Source organism: Phreatobacter sp. (assembly GCF_022843985.1).
In the GTDB taxonomy this organism is placed as follows: Bacteria; Pseudomonadota; Alphaproteobacteria; order Rhizobiales; family Phreatobacteraceae; genus Phreatobacter.
Genome location: NZ_JALHMP010000007.1, coordinates 39,911 through 60,497 on the forward strand (window position 1 = coordinate 39,911; position 20,587 = coordinate 60,497).

Genomic DNA, 20,587 nt, shown 5'->3' on the forward strand with positions numbered 1-20,587 from the left:
ATGGGAGAGGCACGGGACCCGGTTCGGCCGGCGGGGTCAAGCCCAGATGGCGACGGGCAGCCCATGCCCGTCACGGCCCGGCGGGTCGGGGAAGGGCCGGGCGGTGCCGGCGAGCAGGCGCCGGGCGACGAGGGCATTGACACAGGCGTCGAGAAAGTCATCGCGCTTGGCACCGCGGCCGACGGGAGCATCGAGAAAGGCGGGCGGAAAGCCCTGGCGTTCCAGCAGATCGCGCCGTTCCCGCAGGCCCTCGGGCTTCGATTTCGGGTATTGCAGCGGCGCCTCGCCGTTGGCGTGCCAGAAGGCGACCTCCGGATGGGTCTCGAAGACGACATCGCGCATGGCCGGGCCGTCGCGCAGAAGCATGTCGATCTCGCGGATCTTGGGGAACAGGAAGAAGGCCTGTTTCGAGATCTTTCGCGGCGGATCAGACGTTGCGAGGGCCATCCGGCAGGCCTCCCCATAGTCGGCGGCGAAGACGGCGGCGCGTGAGGGCACCGAGAAGACCGAGGACCGGCGCCGGCCCAGCAGCCGCCGGACCGCGGCTTCGGGACCCCGGCCGCCTGGCCCGGCGCGCCCGGGCAGGCCGATGGGCATGTCGACGGCGATTTTTTCCACACCCATCGCCAGTTCGGCAAAGTTTCGCGCTATCGTAACGTTTGGCATCAGGCGCCCCCCGGCTGCGATGGTCACCGCGATCCAGCCGGCGGGACAGCCGTCGACGCCGCGCACCATCGGCCGCTCCCCGCCGGGGATGGGCGTTACCTCGTTCCGGATGGCCATGATCCGCCTCCTGCGCCGTTTCGTGTTCGCTGCCGTCCTGCTGGCCCTGACGCCGCTGGTGCTGACGCTCCTCTATACGGTGGTGACGCCGGTCTCGACCCGCATGATCTGGCGCCTTGTGACGCTGCAGGGCTATGAGCGCAGCGTCGTGCCGCTGGAGGCGGTGGCGCGGCCGCTGCCGGCGGTGCTCATCGCCTCGGAGGACGCCCGGTTCTGCCGCCACCGCGGCGTCGACTGGCGCGAACTCATGGCGGTGATCGAGGACGAGGACGGCCCCTCGCGCGGCGCCTCGACCCTGCCGATGCAGGTCGCCCGCAATCTGTTTCTCTGGCAGGGCGACACCGGGTTCACGGCGATCATCCGCAAGGGTCTGGAGATTCCGCTGGCGCTGATGATCGACCTCGTCTGGTCGAAACGGCGGATGATGGAGATTTACCTCAACATTGCGGAATGGGGCCCGGGCGGCGAGTTCGGCATCGAGGCCGGCGCCAGGCGCGCCTTCGGCAAGCCGGCATCGCGCCTGACCATGGGCGAGGCGGCGCTGCTGGTATCGATCCTGCCGAACCCGATCCGCCGCGACGCACGGGCGCCGTCGACCGGCGTCCGGCGCAAGGCGGCCATCATCTCCCGCCGGGCGGGGGCCGCCGACACGGCCTGCCTCGGACTGGCGGCGTCATGACCGCATCCATCCGGTGGACGCGCCCGGAAAATCACGCTTCTAATCCCGACATGCTGCAAGCGCTTGCTCTCCTGGTAATCCTCTTAGCCCCGGCCGAGGCTGCCCGCGCTCAGGCGCCGGCGGCCCAGCCCGATGGCGCGCTGATCGAAAGGGCGGTGGGCACCTGGGAACTCTCCAATCCGGCGGGCAGCCGCAAATGCGCCGTCACCCTGCGGGCGGAACGGGCGGGGACCGCCAGGGCCCTGACCTTTGGCGAGGGTTGCGCCGCGACCTTTCCGGCAGTGACTGCGATCGTCGCCTGGTTGGTGGGGCCGACCGGATCGATCCGCTGGATCGACAGGGCCGGCCAGCCGGCCTTCGATTTCGAGGAGACCGAGGTCGGCATCTTCGAAGCGCTGCGCCCTGGCGATCCCAATGTCTATTTCCTGACGAGCCTCGCCCTTGCCGGCAAGGCACTGCCGACCGCCGACGAGATCGCCGGGGCCTGGAGCCTCGGCCAGCCTTCGGGGCGCAGCCTCTGCGCGCTGCTTCTGAAGCAGGAGCTGGCGGCCGGTGCGGGAGCGCTGGAACAGCGGTTCGCGGTGGAGATCGCCGCCGGCTGCGAGCGCTCCATCGCCGCCCTCGGCCTCTCCCACTGGCGGCTTGAGCGCGAGCTGCTGGTCTTCGGCGGCCGGACGGGCACGCTGTCCTTCAGGCGGGAGGAGGACGGCCGCTGGACCAAGACGCCGCCCGATAATCGCCCCCTGGTCCTGTCCCGGCCCTGACAGCACCGCCCGAATTGGGGACTGGCGTTTCGCCGGCCGATTTCGTCCACTGAAATGACGCTTCGTCCGCGGCATGGGCCCGGACCGCCGCGACCAGAAGGACTGACCATGACTGCGACCACCGTCGAACCCTCGGTGCGTGTCGAACGGGAGGGGGCCGTCGCGACCCTGGTGCTCAACGAGCCGAAGTCGATGAACGCCATGTCCGCCGGGATCAAGGCCGGGATCGAGGAGCATCTGCCGGCGCTGCTCGCCGATCCCGAGGTCCGCGCCATCGTCATCACCGGCACCGGCCGCGCCTTCTGCGCTGGCGGCGACATCCGGTCCATGGACGACCGCGGGCCGCTCGTGGTCAAGGCCCGGATGACACGGACCTACCGGTGGCTGGTGCCGCTGCTCACCGCCGACAAGCCGATCATCTGCGCGGTGAACGGGGCGGCGGCGGGCGCCGGCCTGTCACTGGCCCTGACCGCCGATCTGATCGTCGCCTCGCGCGACGCCCGCTTCAAGGCGGGCTTCCCCGGCCTCGGCGCGGCGGCGGATCTCGGCCTCGCCTATACGCTGCCGCGGGCCGTCGGCTACCAGCGGGCGAGCGACATACTGCTGACCAACCGCGAGGTTTCCGCCGAGGAGGCCCATGCCATGGGGCTGGTCGCACGGCTGACAGCGCCGGAGGCGCTGATGGCGACGGCGATGGAACTCGCCGAGACCCTCGCCCGCGGCCCCACGGTGTCGCTCGCCCTGACCAAGCGGCTGATGCGCCGCGCCTATGAGCTGCCGATCGAGGGGTTCCTCGAGGCCGAGGCGCTGTCGCAGGTCGTGGCCTTCGGCAGCGCCGATTTCGACGAGGGCGTTGCGGCCTTCAAGGGCAAGCGCAAGCCGGACTTCAAGGGCCGCTGAGCCCGACGGGAGGATTTCGCATGCAGACGATGTTCAAGGACGGCCTGCTCGCAGGCAAGCGCATTCTCGTCACCGGCGGCGGCACCGGCCTCGGCCGGGAGATGGCGGAGGATTATCTCCGGCTCGGCGCGACGGTGCATATCTGCGGGCGGCGCAAGGGCGTGCTCGACGAGACCGCGGCGGAGCTGATGGACCGCCATGGGGGCAAGGTCATCACCCATGCGGTCGATATCCGCGTCGCCCAGGCGGTGGAGGAGATGATCGAGGAGATCTTCACGGCCGGGCCGCTGACCGGCCTCGTCAACAATGCGGCCGGCAATTTCATCAGCCCGACCAAGGACCTGTCGCCGCGGGGCTTCGACGCCATCGCCGGCATCGTCTTCCACGGCTCGTTCTACGTGACCCTGGCCTGCGGCAAACGCTGGATCACCGGCGGCCACAAGGCCTCCGTCATCTCCATCCTCACCACCTGGATTTGGAACGGCGGACCCTTCACCGTGCCCTCCGCCATGTCGAAGGCCGGCATCGCCGTCATGACCCAGTCGCTGGCCGCTGAGTGGGGGCGCTACGGCATCCGCCTCAACGCCATCGCGCCAGGCCCCTTCCCCACCAAGGGTGCCTGGGAGCGGCTCAATCCGGGCCTTGCCGCCGAGCAGGACAAGGGCCGCGCCGGCAGCCCCATGGGCCGCAACGGCGAGATGCAGGAGCTGAAGAACCTCGCGACCTTCCTGATGGCCGATGGCTGCGAGTACCTCACCGGCCAGACCATCGCCATCGACGGCGCGCGCTACAACGCCACCGGCGGCAATTTCTATGACCTGTCGAAGCTCTCGGACGGCGAATGGCAGGCCATGAGCGAGATGATCCGCGCAGCCAACGAGAAGGACCGGGCCAGCCGCACGGCTTGAGCTCCACGGTCCCGGCCCGCGACCCGTGTCGCGGGTCATGGGCCGGTCCACTTATGCTAGGCTCGACGAATCCCGCGGGGCCACTGCGCCGGGGGATGATCAGGAACCCGTCATGCCGTCGTTCGAACCCGTCATCGCGCTTTCGCGCGGCCTCGAAATCCTCCGCGTCCTGAACGCCGAGCGGCGCTCGACGGTGGGTTCACTGCACAAGGCGACGGGTCTGAACAAGGCGACCATCGTGCGCATGCTCGAGACGCTGGAGCATGAAGGCTATGTGATGCGGGATGCGGAGCGGACCGAATATCTGCCGACCGGCCGCTGCCTGCTGCTCGCCCAGGGCTATGACCAGCACCTGTGGATCGGCGGCGTCGCCGAGCCCATCATGCACGAGTTCCGCAAGCAGATCGGCTGGCCCTCGGACATCGCCATTCTCGACCGCGACGCGATGATCGTCGCCCAGACGACCCGCGAGCCGGGATCGATGCTGTTCTCGCGCCGTCCGGGCTTCCGCTTTCCGCTGCTCGCCACATCCATGGGCCGGGCCTATCTCGCCTTCTGCCCGGAGGAGCAGCAGCAGCGGATCATCGCCCTGCTCGCCGCCATCCCAGGCGGATCGACCGAACTCGCCCGCCAGCCGAAAAAGCTCGCCTCCCTGCTCGCCGAGGTGCGCGAGCGGGGCTATGCGCTGATGGACGAGGCCTATAGCCAGGACGTCTTCGACGGCCGGGTCTGGGCCATGGGGGTGCCGGTGCGCGACGGCGACGAGGTCTTCGCCAGCATCAACATCATGATGCTGCACGGCGCCATCTCGGTGGAGGATGCCGTCAGGAACTTCCTTGGTCCCCTGCAGGATACGGCCGCGCTGATCGCCGGAGCGCTCACCGACAGGTTCCGCGCCACGCTCTGGGCGCCGGGCGACACCAAGGGCGACTAGCCGAAGGAGGGATGCATCAGTCCGGTTTCAGGGGATGAAACGGGGTTTCATACATTTGACGCATCGGGGGCCGCGTGAGAGCATTCCGGCGGGTCGCGAGCACCGCGCCGTAACGTTCGCGCCTTGCCACCAGAGAAACGGCGGCGCGGGAGGATCGACCCCCACGAGAGAGATCGCGTCCAGAGGAAACGACCATGCCCCACCTGCTATCGCGCCGCGGCCTCATCGCCGCCGGCGCCGTCGCCACATTGGCTGCACCCCGTATCGGCCAGGCCCAGGCTTCGGCCTGGCCCAGCAAGCCGGTCAGGATCCTCTGCGCCTTCCCGGCGGGCGGCATCACCGACGCCTATGCCCGGGCCTATGGCGACTACATCCAGCAGAAGAGCGGCCAAACCGTCGTGGTCGAGAACCGCCTCGGTGCCGGCGGCGGCATCGCGGCCCAGGCCCTGAAGGGTGCGCCGGACGATGGCCACACGCTGATGATCACCATCTCCTCGACCATGCTTGGCAACCGGGTCATGTTCAAGAACCTGCCCTATGATCCGGACAAGGATTTCGCCTTCCTCGCCATGATGTCGACGGGGCACCTGCCGCTGGTGGCGCACAGGGCGACCGGTGCGAAATCCATCGCCGAGTTCGTCGACTTCGCGCGGAAGAACCGCACCAGCTTCGGCTCCTATGCCGCCGGCTCCTTCGCCCATATTGTCGGCGCCGAACTGAACCGCCGGTTCAACCTCGACATGACCATCGTCCATTACCGGGGCGAGGCGCCGATGTGGCAGGACCTGCTCACCGGCAGCAGCCAGGTGGCGATGGGCAGCTACACGGCAGCGAAGGGCACGCTCGACAGCGGCGCGGGGACGGCCATAGCGGTGCCGACATCGCGACGGATGAAGACGCTGCCGGAGGTTGCGACCTATGCCGAACAGGGGCTGACCGACAAGGTCTTCGACCTGGTGAGCTGGGCCGGCTTCTTCGGCAAGGCCTCCATGCCGGGCGAGATGGTGCAGCAAATTTCCGATCTCATGGTCGAGGCCGGAAAGACCGAGCGCATCCAGCGGCTCACCGCCACGTTCGGGATCGATGATACCGCCCAGGATCATCGCACCTTCCGCCACATCTACGACACCCAGGGACCGATCTGGCTCGACCATGTCAACCGGCTCGGCATTACGCCGAGCTGACGGGGCCTCCCAGGGGGCTGACAATCGGTCGCAGGCCGCGGGACGGTCCCTGCGGCTAGGCTTTCGTCGCAAACATACGGGACGCAGAAGCCCGTTCATCGATTGAGGAAACAACCATGTCTTTTTCAATGACCCGCCGGGGCCTCGTCGCCACCGGTCTTCTTGCTCCCCTCGCGACCCCGCTGATTGCCCGTGCGCAGGGCGCGGCTTGGCCCAACAAGCAGCTGCGCATCATCTGCGCCTTCCCGGCCGGTGGCATCACCGATGCCTTCGCCCGCGCCTATGGCGAGTATATCGGCACCAAGAGCGGCCAGACCGTCGTGGTCGAGAACCGCCCGGGGGCCGGCGGCGGCATTGCTGCCCAGGCGCTGAAGACCGCGCCGGATGACGGCCACACCCTGATGATCACCATTTCGACGACGCTGTTCGGCAACCGCGTCATGTTCAAGAACCTGGCCTATGACCCGGACAAGGACTTCTCCCTGCTGGCGCTGCTGCCCACCGGCAGCCTGCCGCTGGTCGCCGCCAAGGCGACGGGCGCGTCGAATATCGCGCAATTCGTCGAGCATGCCCGCAAGAACCGGATAAGCTTCGGTTCCTATGCCGCCGGCTCGATGGCCCATATCGTCTGCAATGCGCTGAACCAGCAGTTCAACCTCGACATGACCGTGGTCAATTATCGGGGTGAGGCGCCGATGTGGCAGGATGTGCTCACCGGCAACAGCCAGATCGCGCTCGGCAGCTTCACCGCCGCCAAGGCGGTTCTCGACGCCAATGCCGGGACCGCCATCGCCATCCCCTCGACCCGGCGGATGAGGGCGCTGCCAAACACCCCGACCTTTGCCGAGCAGGGGCTCGATAATCCGGTCTTCCGGCTGCTCAGTTGGGTCGGTTTCCTCGGCCAGTCCTCCATGCCGCAGCCTCTGGTCGAGACCGTGTCGGCGCTGATGCTGGAAGCCGCGCAGACCGAGCGGATCCGCAAGCTGAACGAGACCTTCGGCATCGAGGACCCTGTCCTCGGCCATGCCGACTTCAAGCGGATCTACGCTTCGGAAGGGCCCATCTGGATCGAGAACGTGCGCAAGCTCGGCCTGACGCCGGCCTGACGCCGGCCTGACGGCGCTGCGGCCCGCCGGGGTCAGGCGACCTCGGCGCGGCCGTTTGTCAGCACGACGATGTCGCGCTCGACCACCCGGGCGCGGAAGGAGACGACCCCGCCGTCGCGCCAGATCTCGGTGCGGATGGTCTCGCCGGGCAGGACCGGCGCCGAGAACCGGACATCGAGACGCCGGAGCCGGGCCGGATCATTGCCGCAGCAGGCCTTGAGGATGGCGCGGCCAGCCACCGCATAGGTGCACAGGCCGTGCAGGATCGGCCGCTCGAAGCCGGCGCCGCGGGCGATGTCGGGATCGGCATGGAGCGGGTTGTCGTCCCCCGAGAGACGGTAGATCAGCGCCGCCTGCGGCAGGGTCTTCAGATCGACGGCCTCGTCGGCCACCCTGTCGGGGAGCGGGTGCGGCTCGGGCGTCGGCCCCGAGGGACCGCCGAAGCCGCCCTCGCCGCGGATGAAGGTGGTGGAGGTGAGCGTCGCGAGGAGGTCGCCCGAAGCCTTGTCGATCACGTCGCGCGTGGAGAAGAGCAGGGCGCCCTTGCCGGCGCCCTTGTCGACGATCTCGGTAACACGGGTGCGGCCGATCACCGTGCCGGTGGCAGGCAGCGGCCGGTGGATGACGACGCCCTGTTCGCCGTGCAGGACCTTGCGCCAGTCGACGCCGGTGGCCGGATTTTTCAGCCAGAAGCCGGGATAGCCGAGCACGACGGCCATGGTCGGCAGGGCCTTGAGGCCGTCCTCGTAGACGAAGGGCAGCTCCGTGCGGTCCATGGGGTCGGCGCCGCAGCCCACCCCCAGGGCGTAGAGGATCGTGTCCTTCGCCTGATAGCGGTGCTCGAGATCGGGGAAGTGCCAGTTCTTCAGCGTGTCGTAGTCGATGGGCATGGGCGTATCCTCGAAACCAATCGCAGGTCTTCCGCCTGCATCAGGAAAGCGGGTCCTTTTCAAAGAGACCGCGCGACGATCTCCTTCATGATCTCGGTGGTGCCGGCATAGATGCGCTGGATGCGGCTGTCGGCATAGGCACGGGCGATCGGGTATTCCCACATGAAGCCGTAGCCGCCATGGAGCTGCAGGCAGGTGTCAACGACGCGGCCCTGCAGTTCGGTCAGCCACCATTTGGCCATGGCCGCGGTGGTGACGTCGAGGTCGCCGCGCAGGAATTTGGCGATGCAGTCGTCGAGGAAGACGCGGGCGACCGTGACCTCCGTTTTCACCTCTGCCAGCTTGAAGCGGGTGTTCTGGAAATCGGCGATGGACTTGCCGAAGGCCTTGCGCTCGCGGGTGTAGTCGACGGTCCATTTCAGCGCCGATTCCATCACCGCGACGGCGGAGATGGCGACCAGCAGGCGCTCGCGCGGCAGCTCGGTCATCATATAGGCGAAGCCGCGCCCCTCCTCGCCGATAATGTTGGTCAGCGGGACGCGGACATTGTCGAAGAAGAGCTCGGAGGTGTCCTGCGCCTTCAGCCCGATCTTCTCGAGATTGCGGCCACGCTTGAACCCCTCGCGGTCGGCCTCGACCAGAATGAGGCTGACTCCCTTGGCGCCCTCCTTGGGGTCCGTCTTGGCGGCGACGAGGATGAAATCGGCAAGCTGGCCGTTGGTGATGAAGGTCTTCTGGCCGTTGACGACATAGTGGTTGCCGTCGCGGATCGCCGTGGTGCGGATGGCCTGGACGTCTGAGCCCGCCCCCGGCTCGGTCATGGCCAGCGCGCCGATGGCCTCGCCCGAGGCCATCTTCGGCAGCCAGTGGCGTTTCAGGTCCTCGGAGGCATTGTTGAGGATATAGGGGGCGACGATGTCGGAATGCAGCCGGAAGCCCGGGCCGGTGAAGACATGGCCCATCATCTCCTCGATCATGATGGCGCTGGTGAGGAAATCCGCCCCGCCGCCGCCATAGGCCTCGGGAATGTTGGTGAGCAGCATGCCGGCCGCGCCGGCCTTTCGCCAGGCCTCGCGGTCGACGACGCCTTCCTTCTCCCAGCGCGCGTGGTGGGGGGCGATCTCCTCGGCGATGAAGCGGCGGCAGGCGTCGCGGAAGAGGTGATGCTCTTCCCTGTAATAGGCGGCGGTGGCGGTCATGGCGCGCGTCTCCTGATCCGGGCGCGGCGACTCGAAGCCCCGCGGCGAGCCTCTATCCTAAGACAGGCGTTTCGGCGAATGAAACGGGATTTCGTTCAATTGACGATCGGACTATGGTGCCGCCTCGGTCGCCGATCAGGCGAGAACGGGACTTGGCCAAGAGGATCAGCATGGCGGGCACGGGCGCATTGGACGGCAAGGTCGTCATCGTCACGGGCGCGGGTCGGGGCATCGGCCGCGAGATCGCACTGACCGCCGCTGCAGAAGGGGCCAAGGTGGTGGTCAATGATCTCGGAGGCGCCGCCGACGGCTCGGGCGCCAGTGCCGCCCCGGCGGAAGAGGTGGTCGCCGAGATCCGCAAGGCGGGGGGCCAGGCCGTCGCCAATTTCGACAGCGTGGCGGAGCCGGCCTCGGCCAATGCCATCGTCAAGACGGCGATGGATGCCTTCGGCGGCCTCGACGCGGTCATCAACAATGCCGGCATCCTGCGCGACGCGATCTTCCACAAGATGAGCGTCGCGGACTTCGAGCTGGTCATCAAGGTGCACCTGATGGGCACCTTCTACGTCTCCCATGCCGCGGCCCGCATCTTCCGCGAGCAGCAGAGCGGCGCCTTCGTCCATTTCACCTCGACCTCCGGCCTTGTCGGCAATTACGGCCAGGCCAACTACGCCGCGGCCAAGCTCGGCATCGTCGGCCTGTCGAAATCCATCGCCCTGGACATGGCGCGCTTCAATGTGCGCTCCAACTGCGTTTCCCCCTTCGCCTGGAGCCGCCTCATCGGCACGATCCCGACCGAGACCGAGGCCGAGAAGGCGCGGGTCGCCCGTCTGCAGGCCATGGGGCCCGAAAAGGTGGCGCCGCTCACGGCTTTCCTCGCCTCCGACCGGGCGAAGGACGTCACCGGCCAGATCTTCGCGGTGCGCATGAACGAGATCGTGCTGATGGGCCAGTCACGACCGATCCGCTCGGTCCATCGCGACGGCGGCTGGACCTGCGACAGTCTCGCCACCCACGCCATGCCGGCGCTGAAGTCGTCCTTCTATCCGCTGGACCGCTCGGCCGATATCTTCTCGTGGGATCCGGTGTGATGGACGGACACCAAGGCAGGGGCCGCACGACGGGCGTGCATCCGTCGAGGCCCGCCCTATCCTGTTGATCGGAACCTGATCTGATGACCTTCGGAATTCTCGCCTTCGGTGCCTATATCCCGCGCCTGCGCCTGCAGCGCAAAGCCATCGCCGATGCCCATGGCTGGTTCAACGCCGCCCTCAAGGGCCAGGGGAAGGGCGAGCGCGCCATCGCCAACTGGGACGAGGACGCCGTCACCATGGCGGTGGAGGCGGCGCGCGACTGTCTCACGGGACAGGACGCGAGCCGCGTCGAGGCCGTGCAGATGGCCTCGACCACCTTCCCCTTCCTCGACCGGCTGAATTCCGGCGTCGTGGCCGAGGCCCTCAATCTCGGCCAGGACCTCGCGACCGCCGATGCCGGCCAGACCCAGCGCGCCGCGACCTCGGTGCTGATGACGGCGCTGCGTGGCGGACCCGCGACCCTGGTCCTGGCCAGCGACAAGCGACCGGTCAAGGCGGCGAGCCCGCTGGAGATGACCGCCGGCGACGGCGCCGCGGCGCTTCTGGTCGGCGCGGGCCGGCCGGTCGCGACGCTCCTTGCGTCAGCCACCCGCACCGCCGATTTCGTCGACCATTACCGCACGCCGGAATCGGAATTCGACTACCAGTGGGAGGAGCGCTGGATCCGCGATGCCGGCTACATGCCGCTGGTGCCGCCGGTGGTGAAGGCCTGCCTCGCCAAGGCCGGCCTCGGCCCGGAAGCGGTGACGCGCTTCTGCATGCCGGCCGTGCTCGCGAAGGTCGCCAACTCCGTTGCCAAGGCTGCCGGCATCCCGGATGCGGCGGTGGCCGACAATCTCCACGCTGTCTGCGGCGAGACGGGCGCCGCCCATCCCCTGGTCATGCTGGTGGCGGCGCTGGAGGAGGCCAAGCCCGGCGAGACGATCATGGTCGTCGGCTTCGGCCAGGGCGCCGACGTCCTGCTGTTCGAAGTCACCGACGCCATCGCCGACCTTCCCGCACGGCTTGGCGTGAAGGGCCATCTCGCCCGCCGCAAGGAGGAGGCGAACTATTCGAAATTCCTCGCCTTCAACGACACGATCGCGATGGAGCGCGGCATGCGCGCCGAGGCCGACAAGCAGACCGCGCTCTCGGCCCTGTGGCGCAACCGGGCGACAGTGACCGCCTTCGTCGGCGGCAGATGCACCCAGTGCGGCACGCTGCAGTTCCCGAAGACGCGGGTCTGCGTCAATCCCAACTGTACCGCCATTGACACCCAGGTGCCGGAGCCCTTCGCGGCCAAGACCGGCACGATCAACTCCTACACTGCCGACCGCCTGACCTATTCGCCCGATCCGCCGGCCTGCTACGGCATGATCCAGTTCGAGGAGGGCGGACGCTGGATGATGGACTTCACCGATGTGGACGAGAAGGATCTCGCCGTCGGCCAGCCCATGCGGATGATGTTCCGCGTCAAGGACATGGACAGCCAGCGCGGCTTCCGCCGCTATTTCTGGAAGGCGGCGCCGGCCGCCGTGACCGAAACCTCTGGGAGGGCCTGAGCCATGGCCAAGGGCATTCGCGACAAGGTCGCCATTCTCGGCATGGGCTGCTCGAAATTCGGCGAGCGCTGGGACATGAACGCCGAGGACCTGATGGTCGAGGCCTATGTCGAGGCCCTCGGCGATGCCGGCATCGAGACCAAGCAGATCGACGCCGCCTGGCTCGGCACCGCCATCGAGGAGCAGCATGTCGGCAAGTCGGCCGTGCCGCTCGCGGTGGCGCTGCGCCTGCCCTATATCCCGGTGACCCGGGTGGAGAATTTCTGCGCCACCGGCACCGAGGCCTTCCGCGGCGCGGTCTATGCGGTCGCCTCGGGGGCCGCCGATATCGCACTGGCCCTCGGCGTCGAGAAGCTCAAGGACACCGGCTATGGCGGTCTGCCCCAGCGCGGCCGCGGCACCCTGCCGAACATGACCTGGCCCAACGCCTCGGCCCCGGGCTATTTCGCCCAGCTCGCCGCCGCCTACCGGGCCAAGCACGGCTCGGCGCCGGAGGACCTGAAGCGCGCCATGGCCCATGTCTCGGTCAAGAGCCACGACAATGGCGGCCGCAACGCCAAGGCGCACCTGCGGAACAAGATCACCATCGACACGGTGCTGAATTCGCCGATGATCGCCGAACCGCTGGGGCTCTACGATTGCTGCGGCGTGTCGGACGGGGCGGCCTGTGCCATCGTGACGACGCCGGAGATCGCCCGCAGCCTCGGCAAGAGGGACCTCGTCTCGGTCAAGGCGTTGCAGGTCTCGGTGTCAAACGGCACGGAGGCCCAGCACAATTCCTGGGACGGCAGTTATTTCGCCACCACCCGCATCGCCGCCACACGCGCCTATCAGGAGGCGGGCATCGCGAAGCCGCGCGAGGAGATCAGCCTGATCGAGGTGCATGACTGCTTCTCGGTGACCGAGCTCGTCACCATGGAGGACCTGCACATCTCTGCCGAAGGCCGGGCGATCCACGACATCCTCGACGGCTTCTATGATGCCGACGGTACCATCCCCTGCCAGATCGACGGCGGCCTCAAGTGCTTCGGCCATCCAATCGGCGCCTCGGGCCTCAGGATGATCTACGAGATGTATCTGCAGATGCAGGGCCGCGCCGGCGAGCGCCAGCGCAAGGACATGCCGCGGCTGGGCCTGACCCACAATCTCGGCGGCTTCCCGCACCAGAACGTCTGCTCGATCTCGATCGTGGGACGCTACGAGGGGTAGGCGCGTCGGTTCGAACAGGCCCCACCCGCACCCTCCCCGCGCTGCGCGCGGAGAGGGGGACTTCGACGTCCCGCCCGTACCGAGAGGGCGGGGCCAGGCCCAGCCGGCGCCGCGTTTCCGCGACGCGGTAGCCCCCCTCCCCTTGAGGGGGAGGGTCAGGGTGGGGCCATCTCTTCAGCGCCCTCGCCTCACACCCCGATCCCCAGCGCCGGCAGCTTCAATCCCTTCTCCCGAGCGCAATCCACCGCGATGTCGTAGCCGGCATCGGCATGGCGCATGACGCCGGTGCCGGGATCGTTCCACAGCACCCGGCCGAGGCGCGCGGCCGCCTCGGGCGTGCCGTCGGCAACGATGACGACGCCGGAATGTTGCGAATAGCCCATGCCGACGCCGCCGCCATGGTGCAGCGACACCCAGGTGGCACCCGAGGCGGTGTTGAGCAGCGCGTTCAGCAGCGGCCAGTCCGACACGGCATCGGACCCGTCCTTCATCGCCTCGGTCTCGCGGTTGGGCGAGGCGACGGAGCCGGAATCGAGATGGTCACGGCCGATGACGATGGGCCCTATCTCCCCCCTCGCCACCATCTCGTTGAAGGCGAGCCCGAGGCGGTGGCGGTCGCCGAGGCCGACCCAGCAGATGCGGGCCGGCAGGCCCTGGAACTGGATGCGCTCCTTTGCCATGTCGAGCCAGTTGTGGAGGTGCGGATCGTTCGGGACCAGCGCCTTCACCTTCGCGTCGGTCTTCGCAATGTCCTCGGGGTCGCCGGTCAACGAGGCCCAGCGGAACGGGCCGATGCCACGGCAGAACAGCGGGCGGATATAGGCCGGCACGAAGCCGGGGAAGTCGAAGGCATCAGTGACGCCCATGTCCTTCGCCATCTGGCGGATGTTGTTGCCGTAGTCGAGCGTCGGCACGCCCATGCGGTGGAAGTCGAGCATGGCCTTCACGTGGGTCGCCATGGACTGCTTGGCGGCGACCTCCACCGCTTTCGGATCGCGCTCCCGCGCCTCCTCCCACCGGGCGAGGCTCCAGCCGGCCGGCAGGTAGCCGTTCAGCGGGTCATGGGCCGAGGTCTGGTCGGTCACGACATCAGGGCGGATGCCGCGGGCGACCATCTCGGGGAAGATCTCGGCGGCATTGCCGAGGAGGCCGACCGAGATCGGCTTGCCCGCCTTGTGGGAACGGTCGACGATCTCCAGCGCCTCGTCGATGGTCCGCGCCTCGGCGTCGAGATAGCGCGTCTTCAGCCGCATTTCGATACGGCTCGGCTGGCACTCCACCGCGATCATCGAGGCGCCCGCCATGGTGGCGGCGAGCGGCTGGGCGCCACCCATGCCGCCGAGGCCGCCGGTGAGGATCCACCTGCCCTTCAGGGACCCACCGAAGTGCCGGCGGGCGACCTCGGCGAAGGTCTCGTAGGTGCCCTGAACGATGCCCTGGCTGCCGATATAGATCCAGGACCCGGCCGTCATCTGGCCGTACATCATCAGCCCGAGCTTATCGAGGTGGTGGAAATGGTCCCAGGTTGCCCAGCCCGGGACGAGGTTGGAATTGGCGAGGAGGACGCGCGGGGCATCCACGTGGGTGCGGAAGATGCCGACGGGCTTGCCGGACTGGATGAGCAGGGTCTCGTCGGGCTCAAGCGAGCGCAGCGAGGCGACGATCCGGTCGAAGCTCTCCCAGTCGCGCGCGGCGCGGCCGATGCCGCCATAGACGACCAGCTCGTTGGGACGCTCGGCGACCTCGGGGTCGAGATTGTTCATCAGCATGCGGAGCGCCGCCTCGGCACCCCAGGTCTTGGTCGACATGTCCAGGCCGCGCGGTGCCCGGATGAGACGCGAATTGTCGAGACGGGTCGTCATGGGCGGGCCTCCAGATGGGCAGCAGCGGCGAGGATCGCGGCGACGATCCGGTCGAGGACGGCTTCCGTCTTCGCCGCGACGGTCTCCTCATAGGTCCAGGGTGGCGCCTCCAGCATGTAAGCGGATTGCGCCAGCTCCATCTGCACGGCGTGGACGCGCCGTTCCGGGGCGCCGTAGTGGCGGGTGATCCAGCCGCCCTTGAAGCGGCCATCGGCGACGAAGGTCCGGCCGGAGGCCTCGGCCGCACGGATGGCGGCGTCGCGCAGCGCGGGGGCGCAGGAGGCGCCGCCATTGGTGCCGATGTTGAAGACCGGCAGCGTGCCGGGGAAGAGATTCGGCACCACCGAGCGGATGGAGTGGCAGTCGTAGAGCACACAATAGCCGTGGCGGATGCGCGTCGTCTCGATGGCGGCGGCCATGGCGGCATGGAAGGGCGCGAAATAGAGCCGCCTGCGGCGGTCGATCTCCGCCGCGTCGGGGTCGCGGCCCTCGCGATAGATGGGCTCGGCGTCGAAGGTCGTGGTGGGGCAGAGCGTCGTGGTGTTCTGCCCCGGATAGAGCGAGACGCCGGAAGGGTCGCGGTTCACGTCGATGACGAAGCGCGATATCTCCTGGCGGATGACGGTGGCACCGGTGCGTGCGGCGATGCCGGCATAGAGCCGGTCGAGCCACCAGTCGGTATCCGGAACCGACCGGCCGCAGTCGTTCAGCGCCACCGAGACCTCCGGCGGGATCATGGTCCCGACATGGGGCTGACCGAGAACGAGCGGGCCATCGCCCGGAATGACGGTGACGGGGGTCATGCCCTATCTCCGAACAGGCGCTCGACAACATGCCCGAAGGGGGTTGTCAGCCCGCCGGTGGCGACGAGGCGGGCGGCGCGCTCCATCTCGGCCGAGAGTGGCCGGTCGCCGTCGAGGACCGGCGCCACGGCGCGGATGGCCGCATGGGCCTTCTTCAGCAGGGGGCTGGTGGTCAGCGGCGCCCGCATGTCGATCCCCTGGGCGGCCATCAGCGCCTCGATGCCGATGATGCGGCAGAGGTTCTCGGCCATGGGTCCGAGGCGGCGGGCGCCGTGGGTCGCCATGGAGACGTGGTCTTCCTGGTTCGCCGAGGTGGGGATCGTGTCGGTGACGGCGGGCGCCGCCTTCTGGCGGTTTTCCGAGGCCAGCGCCGCGCTCGCAACCTCGGCGATCATGAAGCCGGAATTGAGCCCGGGCTCGCGGACGAGGAAGGCCGGCAGGCCGGACAGGACCGGGTCGACCAGCATGGCGCAGCGGCGCTGGGCGAGATTGCCGACCTCGCAGACGGCAAGCGCCAGCATGTCGGCGGCGAAGGCCACCGGCTCGGCGTGGAAATTGCCGCCCGACAGCACATCGCCATCGTCGGCCATCACCAGGGGATTGTCGGTGACGCCATTGGCCTCGTGGACGAGCATGGCCTGCGCCGAGCGGATGACATCGAGGGCGGCGCCCATGACCTGCGGCTGGCAGCGGATCGAATAGGGGTCCTGGACGCGCGGATCATCGGCCAGATGCGAGCGGCGGATGATGCTGCCCTCCATCAGGGCGCGCAGCACGGCGGCGACCGCCATCTGGCCGGGCTGGCCGCGCAGCGTGTGGATGCGCGCGTCGAAGGGCGTGTCCGAGCCGGCAATGGCGTCGGTGGAAAGCGCCCCCGTGACGAGGGCGGCGGCGAAGGCGTTCTCGATGAGGAAGAGGCCGTGCAGCGCCAGGGCGGTGGAGACCTGGGTGCCGTTGAGGAGGGCGAGGCCTTCCTTGGGGCCGAGGACGACGGCGGACAGGCCAGCCTTGGCCAGCGCCTCGCCAGCGGACATGCGCGTGCCGCGCCAGACCGCCTCGCCCTCGCCGATCAGCACGGCCGCCATATGGGCGAGCGGCGCGAGGTCGCCGGAGGCACCGACCGACCCCTGGGCCGGGATGACCGGCAGCACGCCCTCGCGCAGCATCGCCACCAGCAACGCGACGGTGGCCGGCTGCACGCCGGAGGCACCATGGGCGAGGCTCGCCGCCTTCAGCGCCAGAACCAGCCGGACGATCGGTTCTTCCAGCGGCTCGCCCATGCCGGCCTGGTGCGAGCGGACGATGTTGACCTGCAGCTGCGCCAGTTTTTCCGCCGGAATCCGGACGCTGGCGAGCTTGCCGAAGCCGGTATTGACGCCATAGACGGCATCGTTGCCGCGCGCCTTGGCGAGGAGCAGGGCGTGGCCTTGGGCGATGGCGCCCTGCGTCGCGGGGTCGAGGCCCGGCGTGGCACCGGCGGCAATCTGACGCCAAAAGCCGAGGGAATTCCCCCCGGCGCGGATGAAAGCGGTCATCAGGCGCCTCTGTAACGGGCGAAGAGCGGATTGAAACCGATCCGGTAGACCAGTTCGGCGAGGCGCTCCACCGACCACAGGCAGAGATCGGCGCGCCGACCGGGTTCCAGAACCCCGATATCATCGCGCCCGAGCGCCTTCGCCGCGTTGCGGGTGAAGCCGAGGAGGCATTCCGCCACGGTCATGCGGAACAGGGTCGCGCCCATGTTCATGGTCAGGAGCGGCGAGGTCAGCGGCGCGGAGCCGGGATTGCAGTCGGTGGCGAGCGCCATCATCGTGCCGTGGCGGCGGAAGGCTTCCACGGGCGGCACGCGGGTCTCGCGGATGAAGTAGAAGGCGCCCGGCAGCAGCACGGCCACCGTGCCGGCCTTGGCCATGGAGGCGGCCCCCTCCTCGTCGGTATATTCGAGATGGTCCGCCGAGAGCGCGCCATGATCGGCGGCAAGCTTCGCCCCGTGCAGGTTGGAGAGCTGGTCGGCATGGAGCTTCACCGGCAGGCCGTGCTTCTCGGCGGCGGCGAAGACCCGCGCCGTCTCTTCGCGAGAGAAGGCGATGCCCTCGCAGAAGGCGTCCACCGCGTCGGCGAGCCCGTGATGGGCGATGGCGGGGATCATCTCGTGGCAGACGAGGTCGAGGTAAGACCCCTTGTCGCCGTTCGCCTCGGGGGGCAGGGCGTGCGCGCCGAGGAAGGTGGTGACAATGCCGACGTCGCGCTTCTCGGCGAGGGACCGGGCGACCCGGAGCTGCTTCTCCTCGGTCTCGAGGTCGAGGCCATAGCCGGACTTGATCTCGGCGGTCGTCACACCCTCGGCGATGAGCGCATCGAGGCGCGGCAGGCTCTCGTCGGTGAGATCGCGGGGTTTCGCCGCGCGGGTCGCTTTCACCGTGGAAACGATGCCGCCGCCGGAGCGGGCGATCTCCTCGTAGCTGGCGCCCTGCAGCCGCAGCTCGAATTCATGGGCGCGGCTGCCGGCATAGACGAGATGCGTGTGGCAATCGATGAGGCCCGGGGTCATCCAGCGGCCCTCGCAGCGAATCGTCTCCTGCGGATCGAGCCGCGGCGCATCGGCGCGGGGGCCGACATAGACGATGCGGCCGCTGACGGTGGCGAGGATCCCGTCCTCGATCAGGCCGAGGCCCTGGTCCGCGCCGGTTCCGGCCATCGTGGCCAGCCGCGCGTCGCGATAGAGACGATCAACGCGCATGGGATTCTCTCGGCACGTCGTATTCCCCGCCCAACAATGCTAGGCGAAAAACCGTAGCATGGAGATGGCGATGGACAAGCTCCATCTGGACAGGGCGCTGACCCCGACGGGCTGGCGCGACAACGTGACCGTGGCGGTCGGGCCCGATGGACGCATCGCCGCGATCATCGAAGGGCCCGCCGCTGCAGGCGCGGCGCGGCTTACCGGCATCGTCCTGCCAGGCCTGCCGAATCTCCATTCCCATGCCTTCCAGCGCGGCATGGCGGGACTGACCGAAGTGGCCGGCACGGGCGAGGATTCGTTCTGGACCTGGCGCGACTGGATGTATCGATTCGCCCTGGCGCTGGAGCCGGAAGACGTCGAGGCGATCGCGGCACTCGCCTATGTCGAGATGCTGGAGGCGGGATTCACGACGGTCGGCGAGTTTCACTACCTGCATCATGGCCGCGATGGGCAGCCTTATGCCGATCCGGCCGAACTCGGGCGGCGCTGCATCGCGGCTGCGGAAGCGACCGGCCTGGCCATTACGTTGCTGCCGGTCTTCTACGCCCATTCCGGCTTCGGCGGCCTGCCGCCGGGCGAGGGGCAGCGGCGCTTCATCTGCGACCGCGACCTCTTTGCCCGCGTGGCTGAAGGCGGCCGGTCGGCCGCGCGCGCCTATGCCCGCGGCCATTTCGGCATCGCGCCGCACTCGCTCAGGGCGGTAACGCGGGACGAACTGACGGCCCTGGCGGATGCCTTCCCGGAAGGTCCCCTCCACATCCACGTCTCCGAACAGGTCAGGGAAGTCGAGGACTGCCTCGCCGCGCATGGGACGCGCCCCATCGCGCTGCTCGCCGACACGGTCGCGCTGTCGGAGCGCTGGTGCCTGATCCACGCCACCCATGCCGACGCGGCCGAGCGGCGGATCATGGCGGAAGCGGGCGCCGTGGTCGGACTCTGCCCGGTCACCGAGGCCAATCTCGGCGACGGCCTGTTCGGCGGGGTTGATTTCCGCGGGCGCGGCGGCCGGTTCGGCGTCGGCACGGATTCCAACGTGGCGATATCCGCCGCCGGCGAACTGGCGATGCTGGATTATGCCCAGCGCTTCGCCACCCAGCGGCGCACGGCGATGGCGGATCGTGGCCGCTCCACCGGCCGGACGCTCATCGGCGACTGCCTCGCCGGAGGCGCGCAGGCGCTGGGGCTTGGCGCTGCGGGGATCACGGTCGGCGCGCCGGCTGACTTTGTCGTGCTTGATGGCAACCACATGGCCTTCGCGGGCCGCGAGGGGGATGCGGTGCTGGATTCCTGGATCTTCGGGCCCTCGGCCGGCGCCGTCCGCGAGGTCTGGATCTCGGGCCGGCGGGTGGTGGATGGCGGCCGGCACGTGGCGCGCTCCTCCGTCGAGGCGCGGGCGCGGGCGGTGCTCGAACGAGTCATCGCGGGCTGAGCGGCCCGGGCGTGACGGAACGCGAGACTTCGGAAGTGCGGCCTACCCTTAGGGCAGCAGGTCCTTCAGCCGCAGCAGCGCAATGCGCTCGATCTGGCGGAGCGCCTCGGCGAACTCGGCGGCCGGATCGTTCCGCAACCGGGCGATGAACGCGTCCCGGATCTCGTCCTTGCTGCGACCCTTCACCGCCAGGATGAAGGGAAAGCCGAAGCGCGCCTGATAGGCCTCGTTCAGCCGCATGAACTCGGCCCTCTCGGCATCGGTCAGCCGGTCGAGCCCCGCCGAGGCCTGTTCGCCGGTCGATTCGGCGGTGAGACGACCGGCCGCCGCGAGCTTGCCGGCGAGATCGGGATGGGCGCGGATGAGGGCGAGCTTCGCCGGGTCGGCGGCCGCACGCATCACCGCGACCATCGCGGCATGGAGGCCTTCGGCGGTGTCCTCGGTCGCCCCGAGGCCGCGGTCGAAAGCCCCCTCGGCGATCCAGGGCGAATGTTCCCAGACGGCGGCGAAGCGGGCAAGGAAGGCGGCGCGGTCGAGACGGGACGGCAGGGACATCGGC

At 68.7% G+C, this 20,587-nt stretch carries 18 protein-coding genes and 1 pseudogene; 11 read left to right on the plus strand and 8 right to left on the minus strand.

The window, feature by feature from the left end:
• Positions 1–36: 36 nt before the first annotated feature.
• Positions 37–783 (minus strand): DUF429 domain-containing protein, encoded by a 747-nt coding sequence (locus Q0C57_RS06680; protein WP_296573896.1) that lies wholly within the window; start codon positions 781–783, stop codon positions 37–39.
• Between Q0C57_RS06680 and Q0C57_RS06685 the strand changes: the two genes are divergently transcribed.
• From Q0C57_RS06685 to Q0C57_RS06715, 7 genes are all read left to right on the plus strand, one after another.
• Positions 782–1,462 carry a transglycosylase domain-containing protein gene (locus tag Q0C57_RS06685; RefSeq protein WP_296573899.1) on the plus strand — a complete coding sequence of 227 codons (681 nt, stop codon included), beginning with the start codon at positions 782–784 and terminating at the stop codon, positions 1,460–1,462. The two genes, Q0C57_RS06680 and Q0C57_RS06685, sit on opposite strands and share 2 nt — an antisense overlap.
• 50 nt (positions 1,463–1,512) lie before the next feature.
• The gene (locus tag Q0C57_RS06690) at positions 1,513–2,226 is read left to right on the plus strand and encodes an AprI/Inh family metalloprotease inhibitor (RefSeq protein ID WP_296573902.1); all 714 of its coding nucleotides are present in this window, start codon (positions 1,513–1,515) and stop codon (positions 2,224–2,226) included.
• Positions 2,227–2,334: 108 nt separating this feature from the next.
• Positions 2,335–3,126, plus strand: a complete 792-nt coding sequence (locus Q0C57_RS06695; protein WP_296573905.1) for an enoyl-CoA hydratase-related protein — start codon at positions 2,335–2,337, stop codon at positions 3,124–3,126.
• A gap of 29 nt (positions 3,127–3,155) precedes the next feature.
• Positions 3,156–4,034, plus strand: coding sequence for an SDR family oxidoreductase (locus tag Q0C57_RS06700; protein ID WP_296574261.1), 879 nt, complete (start codon positions 3,156–3,158; stop codon positions 4,032–4,034).
• Positions 4,035–4,146: 112 nt separating this feature from the next.
• Complete coding sequence (locus Q0C57_RS06705) at positions 4,147–4,968, plus strand: IclR family transcriptional regulator C-terminal domain-containing protein (RefSeq protein WP_296573909.1); 822 nt, start codon at positions 4,147–4,149, stop codon at positions 4,966–4,968.
• A 194-nt stretch (positions 4,969–5,162) separates the two neighbouring features.
• Positions 5,163–6,152 (plus strand): tripartite tricarboxylate transporter substrate binding protein, encoded by a 990-nt coding sequence (locus Q0C57_RS06710; RefSeq protein WP_296573911.1) that lies wholly within the window; start codon positions 5,163–5,165, stop codon positions 6,150–6,152.
• A 116-nt stretch (positions 6,153–6,268) separates the two neighbouring features.
• Complete coding sequence (locus Q0C57_RS06715; protein ID WP_296573913.1) at positions 6,269–7,258, plus strand: tripartite tricarboxylate transporter substrate binding protein; 990 nt, start codon at positions 6,269–6,271, stop codon at positions 7,256–7,258.
• Positions 7,259–7,290: 32 nt separating this feature from the next.
• On the opposite strand, the gene Q0C57_RS06720 is transcribed toward Q0C57_RS06715, so the two are convergent.
• Both Q0C57_RS06720 and Q0C57_RS06725 read right to left on the minus strand, forming a co-directional pair.
• Positions 7,291–8,148 carry a MaoC/PaaZ C-terminal domain-containing protein gene (locus Q0C57_RS06720; protein ID WP_296573916.1) on the minus strand — a complete coding sequence of 286 codons (858 nt, stop codon included), beginning with the start codon at positions 8,146–8,148 and terminating at the stop codon, positions 7,291–7,293.
• Positions 8,149–8,207: 59 nt separating this feature from the next.
• A complete protein-coding gene (locus Q0C57_RS06725) occupies positions 8,208–9,347 on the minus strand; it encodes an acyl-CoA dehydrogenase family protein (RefSeq protein WP_296573919.1) in 1,140 nt (379 codons plus the stop codon).
• Between the two features lie 170 nt (positions 9,348–9,517).
• Between Q0C57_RS06725 and Q0C57_RS06730 the strand changes: the two genes are divergently transcribed.
• From Q0C57_RS06730 to Q0C57_RS06740, 3 genes are all read left to right on the plus strand, one after another.
• Positions 9,518–10,438, plus strand: a complete 921-nt coding sequence (locus Q0C57_RS06730; protein WP_296573923.1) for an SDR family NAD(P)-dependent oxidoreductase — start codon at positions 9,518–9,520, stop codon at positions 10,436–10,438.
• 83 nt (positions 10,439–10,521) lie between these two features.
• Positions 10,522–11,982 carry a 3-oxoacyl-[acyl-carrier-protein] synthase III C-terminal domain-containing protein gene (locus Q0C57_RS06735; RefSeq protein ID WP_296573926.1) on the plus strand — a complete coding sequence of 487 codons (1,461 nt, stop codon included), beginning with the start codon at positions 10,522–10,524 and terminating at the stop codon, positions 11,980–11,982.
• 3 nt (positions 11,983–11,985) lie between these two features.
• Positions 11,986–13,191: an acetyl-CoA acetyltransferase gene (locus Q0C57_RS06740; RefSeq protein ID WP_296573929.1), complete on the plus strand. Its 1,206-nt coding sequence runs from the start codon at positions 11,986–11,988 to the stop codon at positions 13,189–13,191.
• Between the two features lie 188 nt (positions 13,192–13,379).
• On the opposite strand, the gene hutU is transcribed toward Q0C57_RS06740, so the two are convergent.
• The 4 genes from hutU to hutI are packed head-to-tail and all read right to left on the minus strand — an operon-like array spanning position 13,380 to position 18,596.
• On the minus strand, positions 13,380–15,053 hold the full coding sequence (gene hutU, locus Q0C57_RS06745) for a urocanate hydratase (protein ID WP_296573932.1): 1,674 nt from the start codon (positions 15,051–15,053) through the stop codon (positions 13,380–13,382).
• On the minus strand, positions 15,050–15,856 hold the full coding sequence (hutG, locus tag Q0C57_RS06750; RefSeq protein ID WP_296573933.1) for an N-formylglutamate deformylase: 807 nt from the start codon (positions 15,854–15,856) through the stop codon (positions 15,050–15,052). The genes hutU and hutG overlap by 4 nt, the downstream gene beginning before the upstream one ends.
• On the minus strand, positions 15,853–17,391 hold the full coding sequence (gene hutH / locus Q0C57_RS06755; RefSeq protein WP_296573935.1) for a histidine ammonia-lyase: 1,539 nt from the start codon (positions 17,389–17,391) through the stop codon (positions 15,853–15,855). Before hutH ends, hutG begins: the two co-directional genes overlap by 4 nt.
• Positions 17,391–18,596, minus strand: a complete 1,206-nt coding sequence (hutI, locus tag Q0C57_RS06760) for an imidazolonepropionase (protein WP_296573938.1) — start codon at positions 18,594–18,596, stop codon at positions 17,391–17,393. The genes hutH and hutI overlap by 1 nt, the downstream gene beginning before the upstream one ends.
• A gap of 70 nt (positions 18,597–18,666) precedes the next feature.
• Between hutI and Q0C57_RS06765 the strand changes: the two genes are divergently transcribed.
• A complete protein-coding gene (locus tag Q0C57_RS06765; RefSeq protein WP_296573941.1) occupies positions 18,667–20,028 on the plus strand; it encodes a formimidoylglutamate deiminase in 1,362 nt (453 codons plus the stop codon).
• A gap of 48 nt (positions 20,029–20,076) precedes the next feature.
• Here the strand turns inward: Q0C57_RS06765 and uraD are convergent.
• A pseudogene (gene uraD, locus Q0C57_RS06770) lies at positions 20,077–20,577 on the minus strand (2-oxo-4-hydroxy-4-carboxy-5-ureidoimidazoline decarboxylase); the annotation flags it as partial.
• Between the last annotated feature and the right edge of the window lie 10 nt (positions 20,578–20,587).

Excerpts from the sequence above, each read along its gene's own strand:
- Q0C57_RS06685 (WP_296573899.1), top strand. The coding sequence starts at position 782 with ATGATCCGCCTCCTGCGCCGTTTCGTGTTCGCTGCCGTCCTGCTGGCC.
- Q0C57_RS06680 (WP_296573896.1), bottom strand. The coding sequence starts at position 783 with ATGGCCATCCGGAACGAGGTAACGCCCATCCCCGGCGGGGAGCGGCCG.
- Q0C57_RS06690 (WP_296573902.1), top strand. The coding sequence starts at position 1,513 with ATGCTGCAAGCGCTTGCTCTCCTGGTAATCCTCTTAGCCCCGGCCGAG.
- Q0C57_RS06695 (WP_296573905.1), top strand. The coding sequence starts at position 2,335 with ATGACTGCGACCACCGTCGAACCCTCGGTGCGTGTCGAACGGGAGGGG.
- Q0C57_RS06700 (WP_296574261.1), top strand. The coding sequence starts at position 3,156 with ATGTTCAAGGACGGCCTGCTCGCAGGCAAGCGCATTCTCGTCACCGGC.
- Q0C57_RS06705 (WP_296573909.1), top strand. The coding sequence starts at position 4,147 with ATGCCGTCGTTCGAACCCGTCATCGCGCTTTCGCGCGGCCTCGAAATC.
- Q0C57_RS06710 (WP_296573911.1), top strand. The coding sequence starts at position 5,163 with ATGCCCCACCTGCTATCGCGCCGCGGCCTCATCGCCGCCGGCGCCGTC.
- Q0C57_RS06715 (WP_296573913.1), top strand. The coding sequence starts at position 6,269 with ATGTCTTTTTCAATGACCCGCCGGGGCCTCGTCGCCACCGGTCTTCTT.
- Q0C57_RS06720 (WP_296573916.1), bottom strand. The coding sequence starts at position 8,148 with ATGCCCATCGACTACGACACGCTGAAGAACTGGCACTTCCCCGATCTC.
- Q0C57_RS06725 (WP_296573919.1), bottom strand. The coding sequence starts at position 9,347 with ATGACCGCCACCGCCGCCTATTACAGGGAAGAGCATCACCTCTTCCGC.
- Q0C57_RS06730 (WP_296573923.1), top strand. The coding sequence starts at position 9,518 with ATGGCGGGCACGGGCGCATTGGACGGCAAGGTCGTCATCGTCACGGGC.
- Q0C57_RS06735 (WP_296573926.1), top strand. The coding sequence starts at position 10,522 with ATGACCTTCGGAATTCTCGCCTTCGGTGCCTATATCCCGCGCCTGCGC.
- Q0C57_RS06740 (WP_296573929.1), top strand. The coding sequence starts at position 11,986 with ATGGCCAAGGGCATTCGCGACAAGGTCGCCATTCTCGGCATGGGCTGC.
- hutU (WP_296573932.1), bottom strand. The coding sequence starts at position 15,053 with ATGACGACCCGTCTCGACAATTCGCGTCTCATCCGGGCACCGCGCGGC.
- hutG (WP_296573933.1), bottom strand. The coding sequence starts at position 15,856 with ATGACCCCCGTCACCGTCATTCCGGGCGATGGCCCGCTCGTTCTCGGT.
- hutH (WP_296573935.1), bottom strand. The coding sequence starts at position 17,391 with ATGACCGCTTTCATCCGCGCCGGGGGGAATTCCCTCGGCTTTTGGCGT.
- hutI (WP_296573938.1), bottom strand. The coding sequence starts at position 18,596 with ATGCGCGTTGATCGTCTCTATCGCGACGCGCGGCTGGCCACGATGGCC.
- Q0C57_RS06765 (WP_296573941.1), top strand. The coding sequence starts at position 18,667 with ATGGACAAGCTCCATCTGGACAGGGCGCTGACCCCGACGGGCTGGCGC.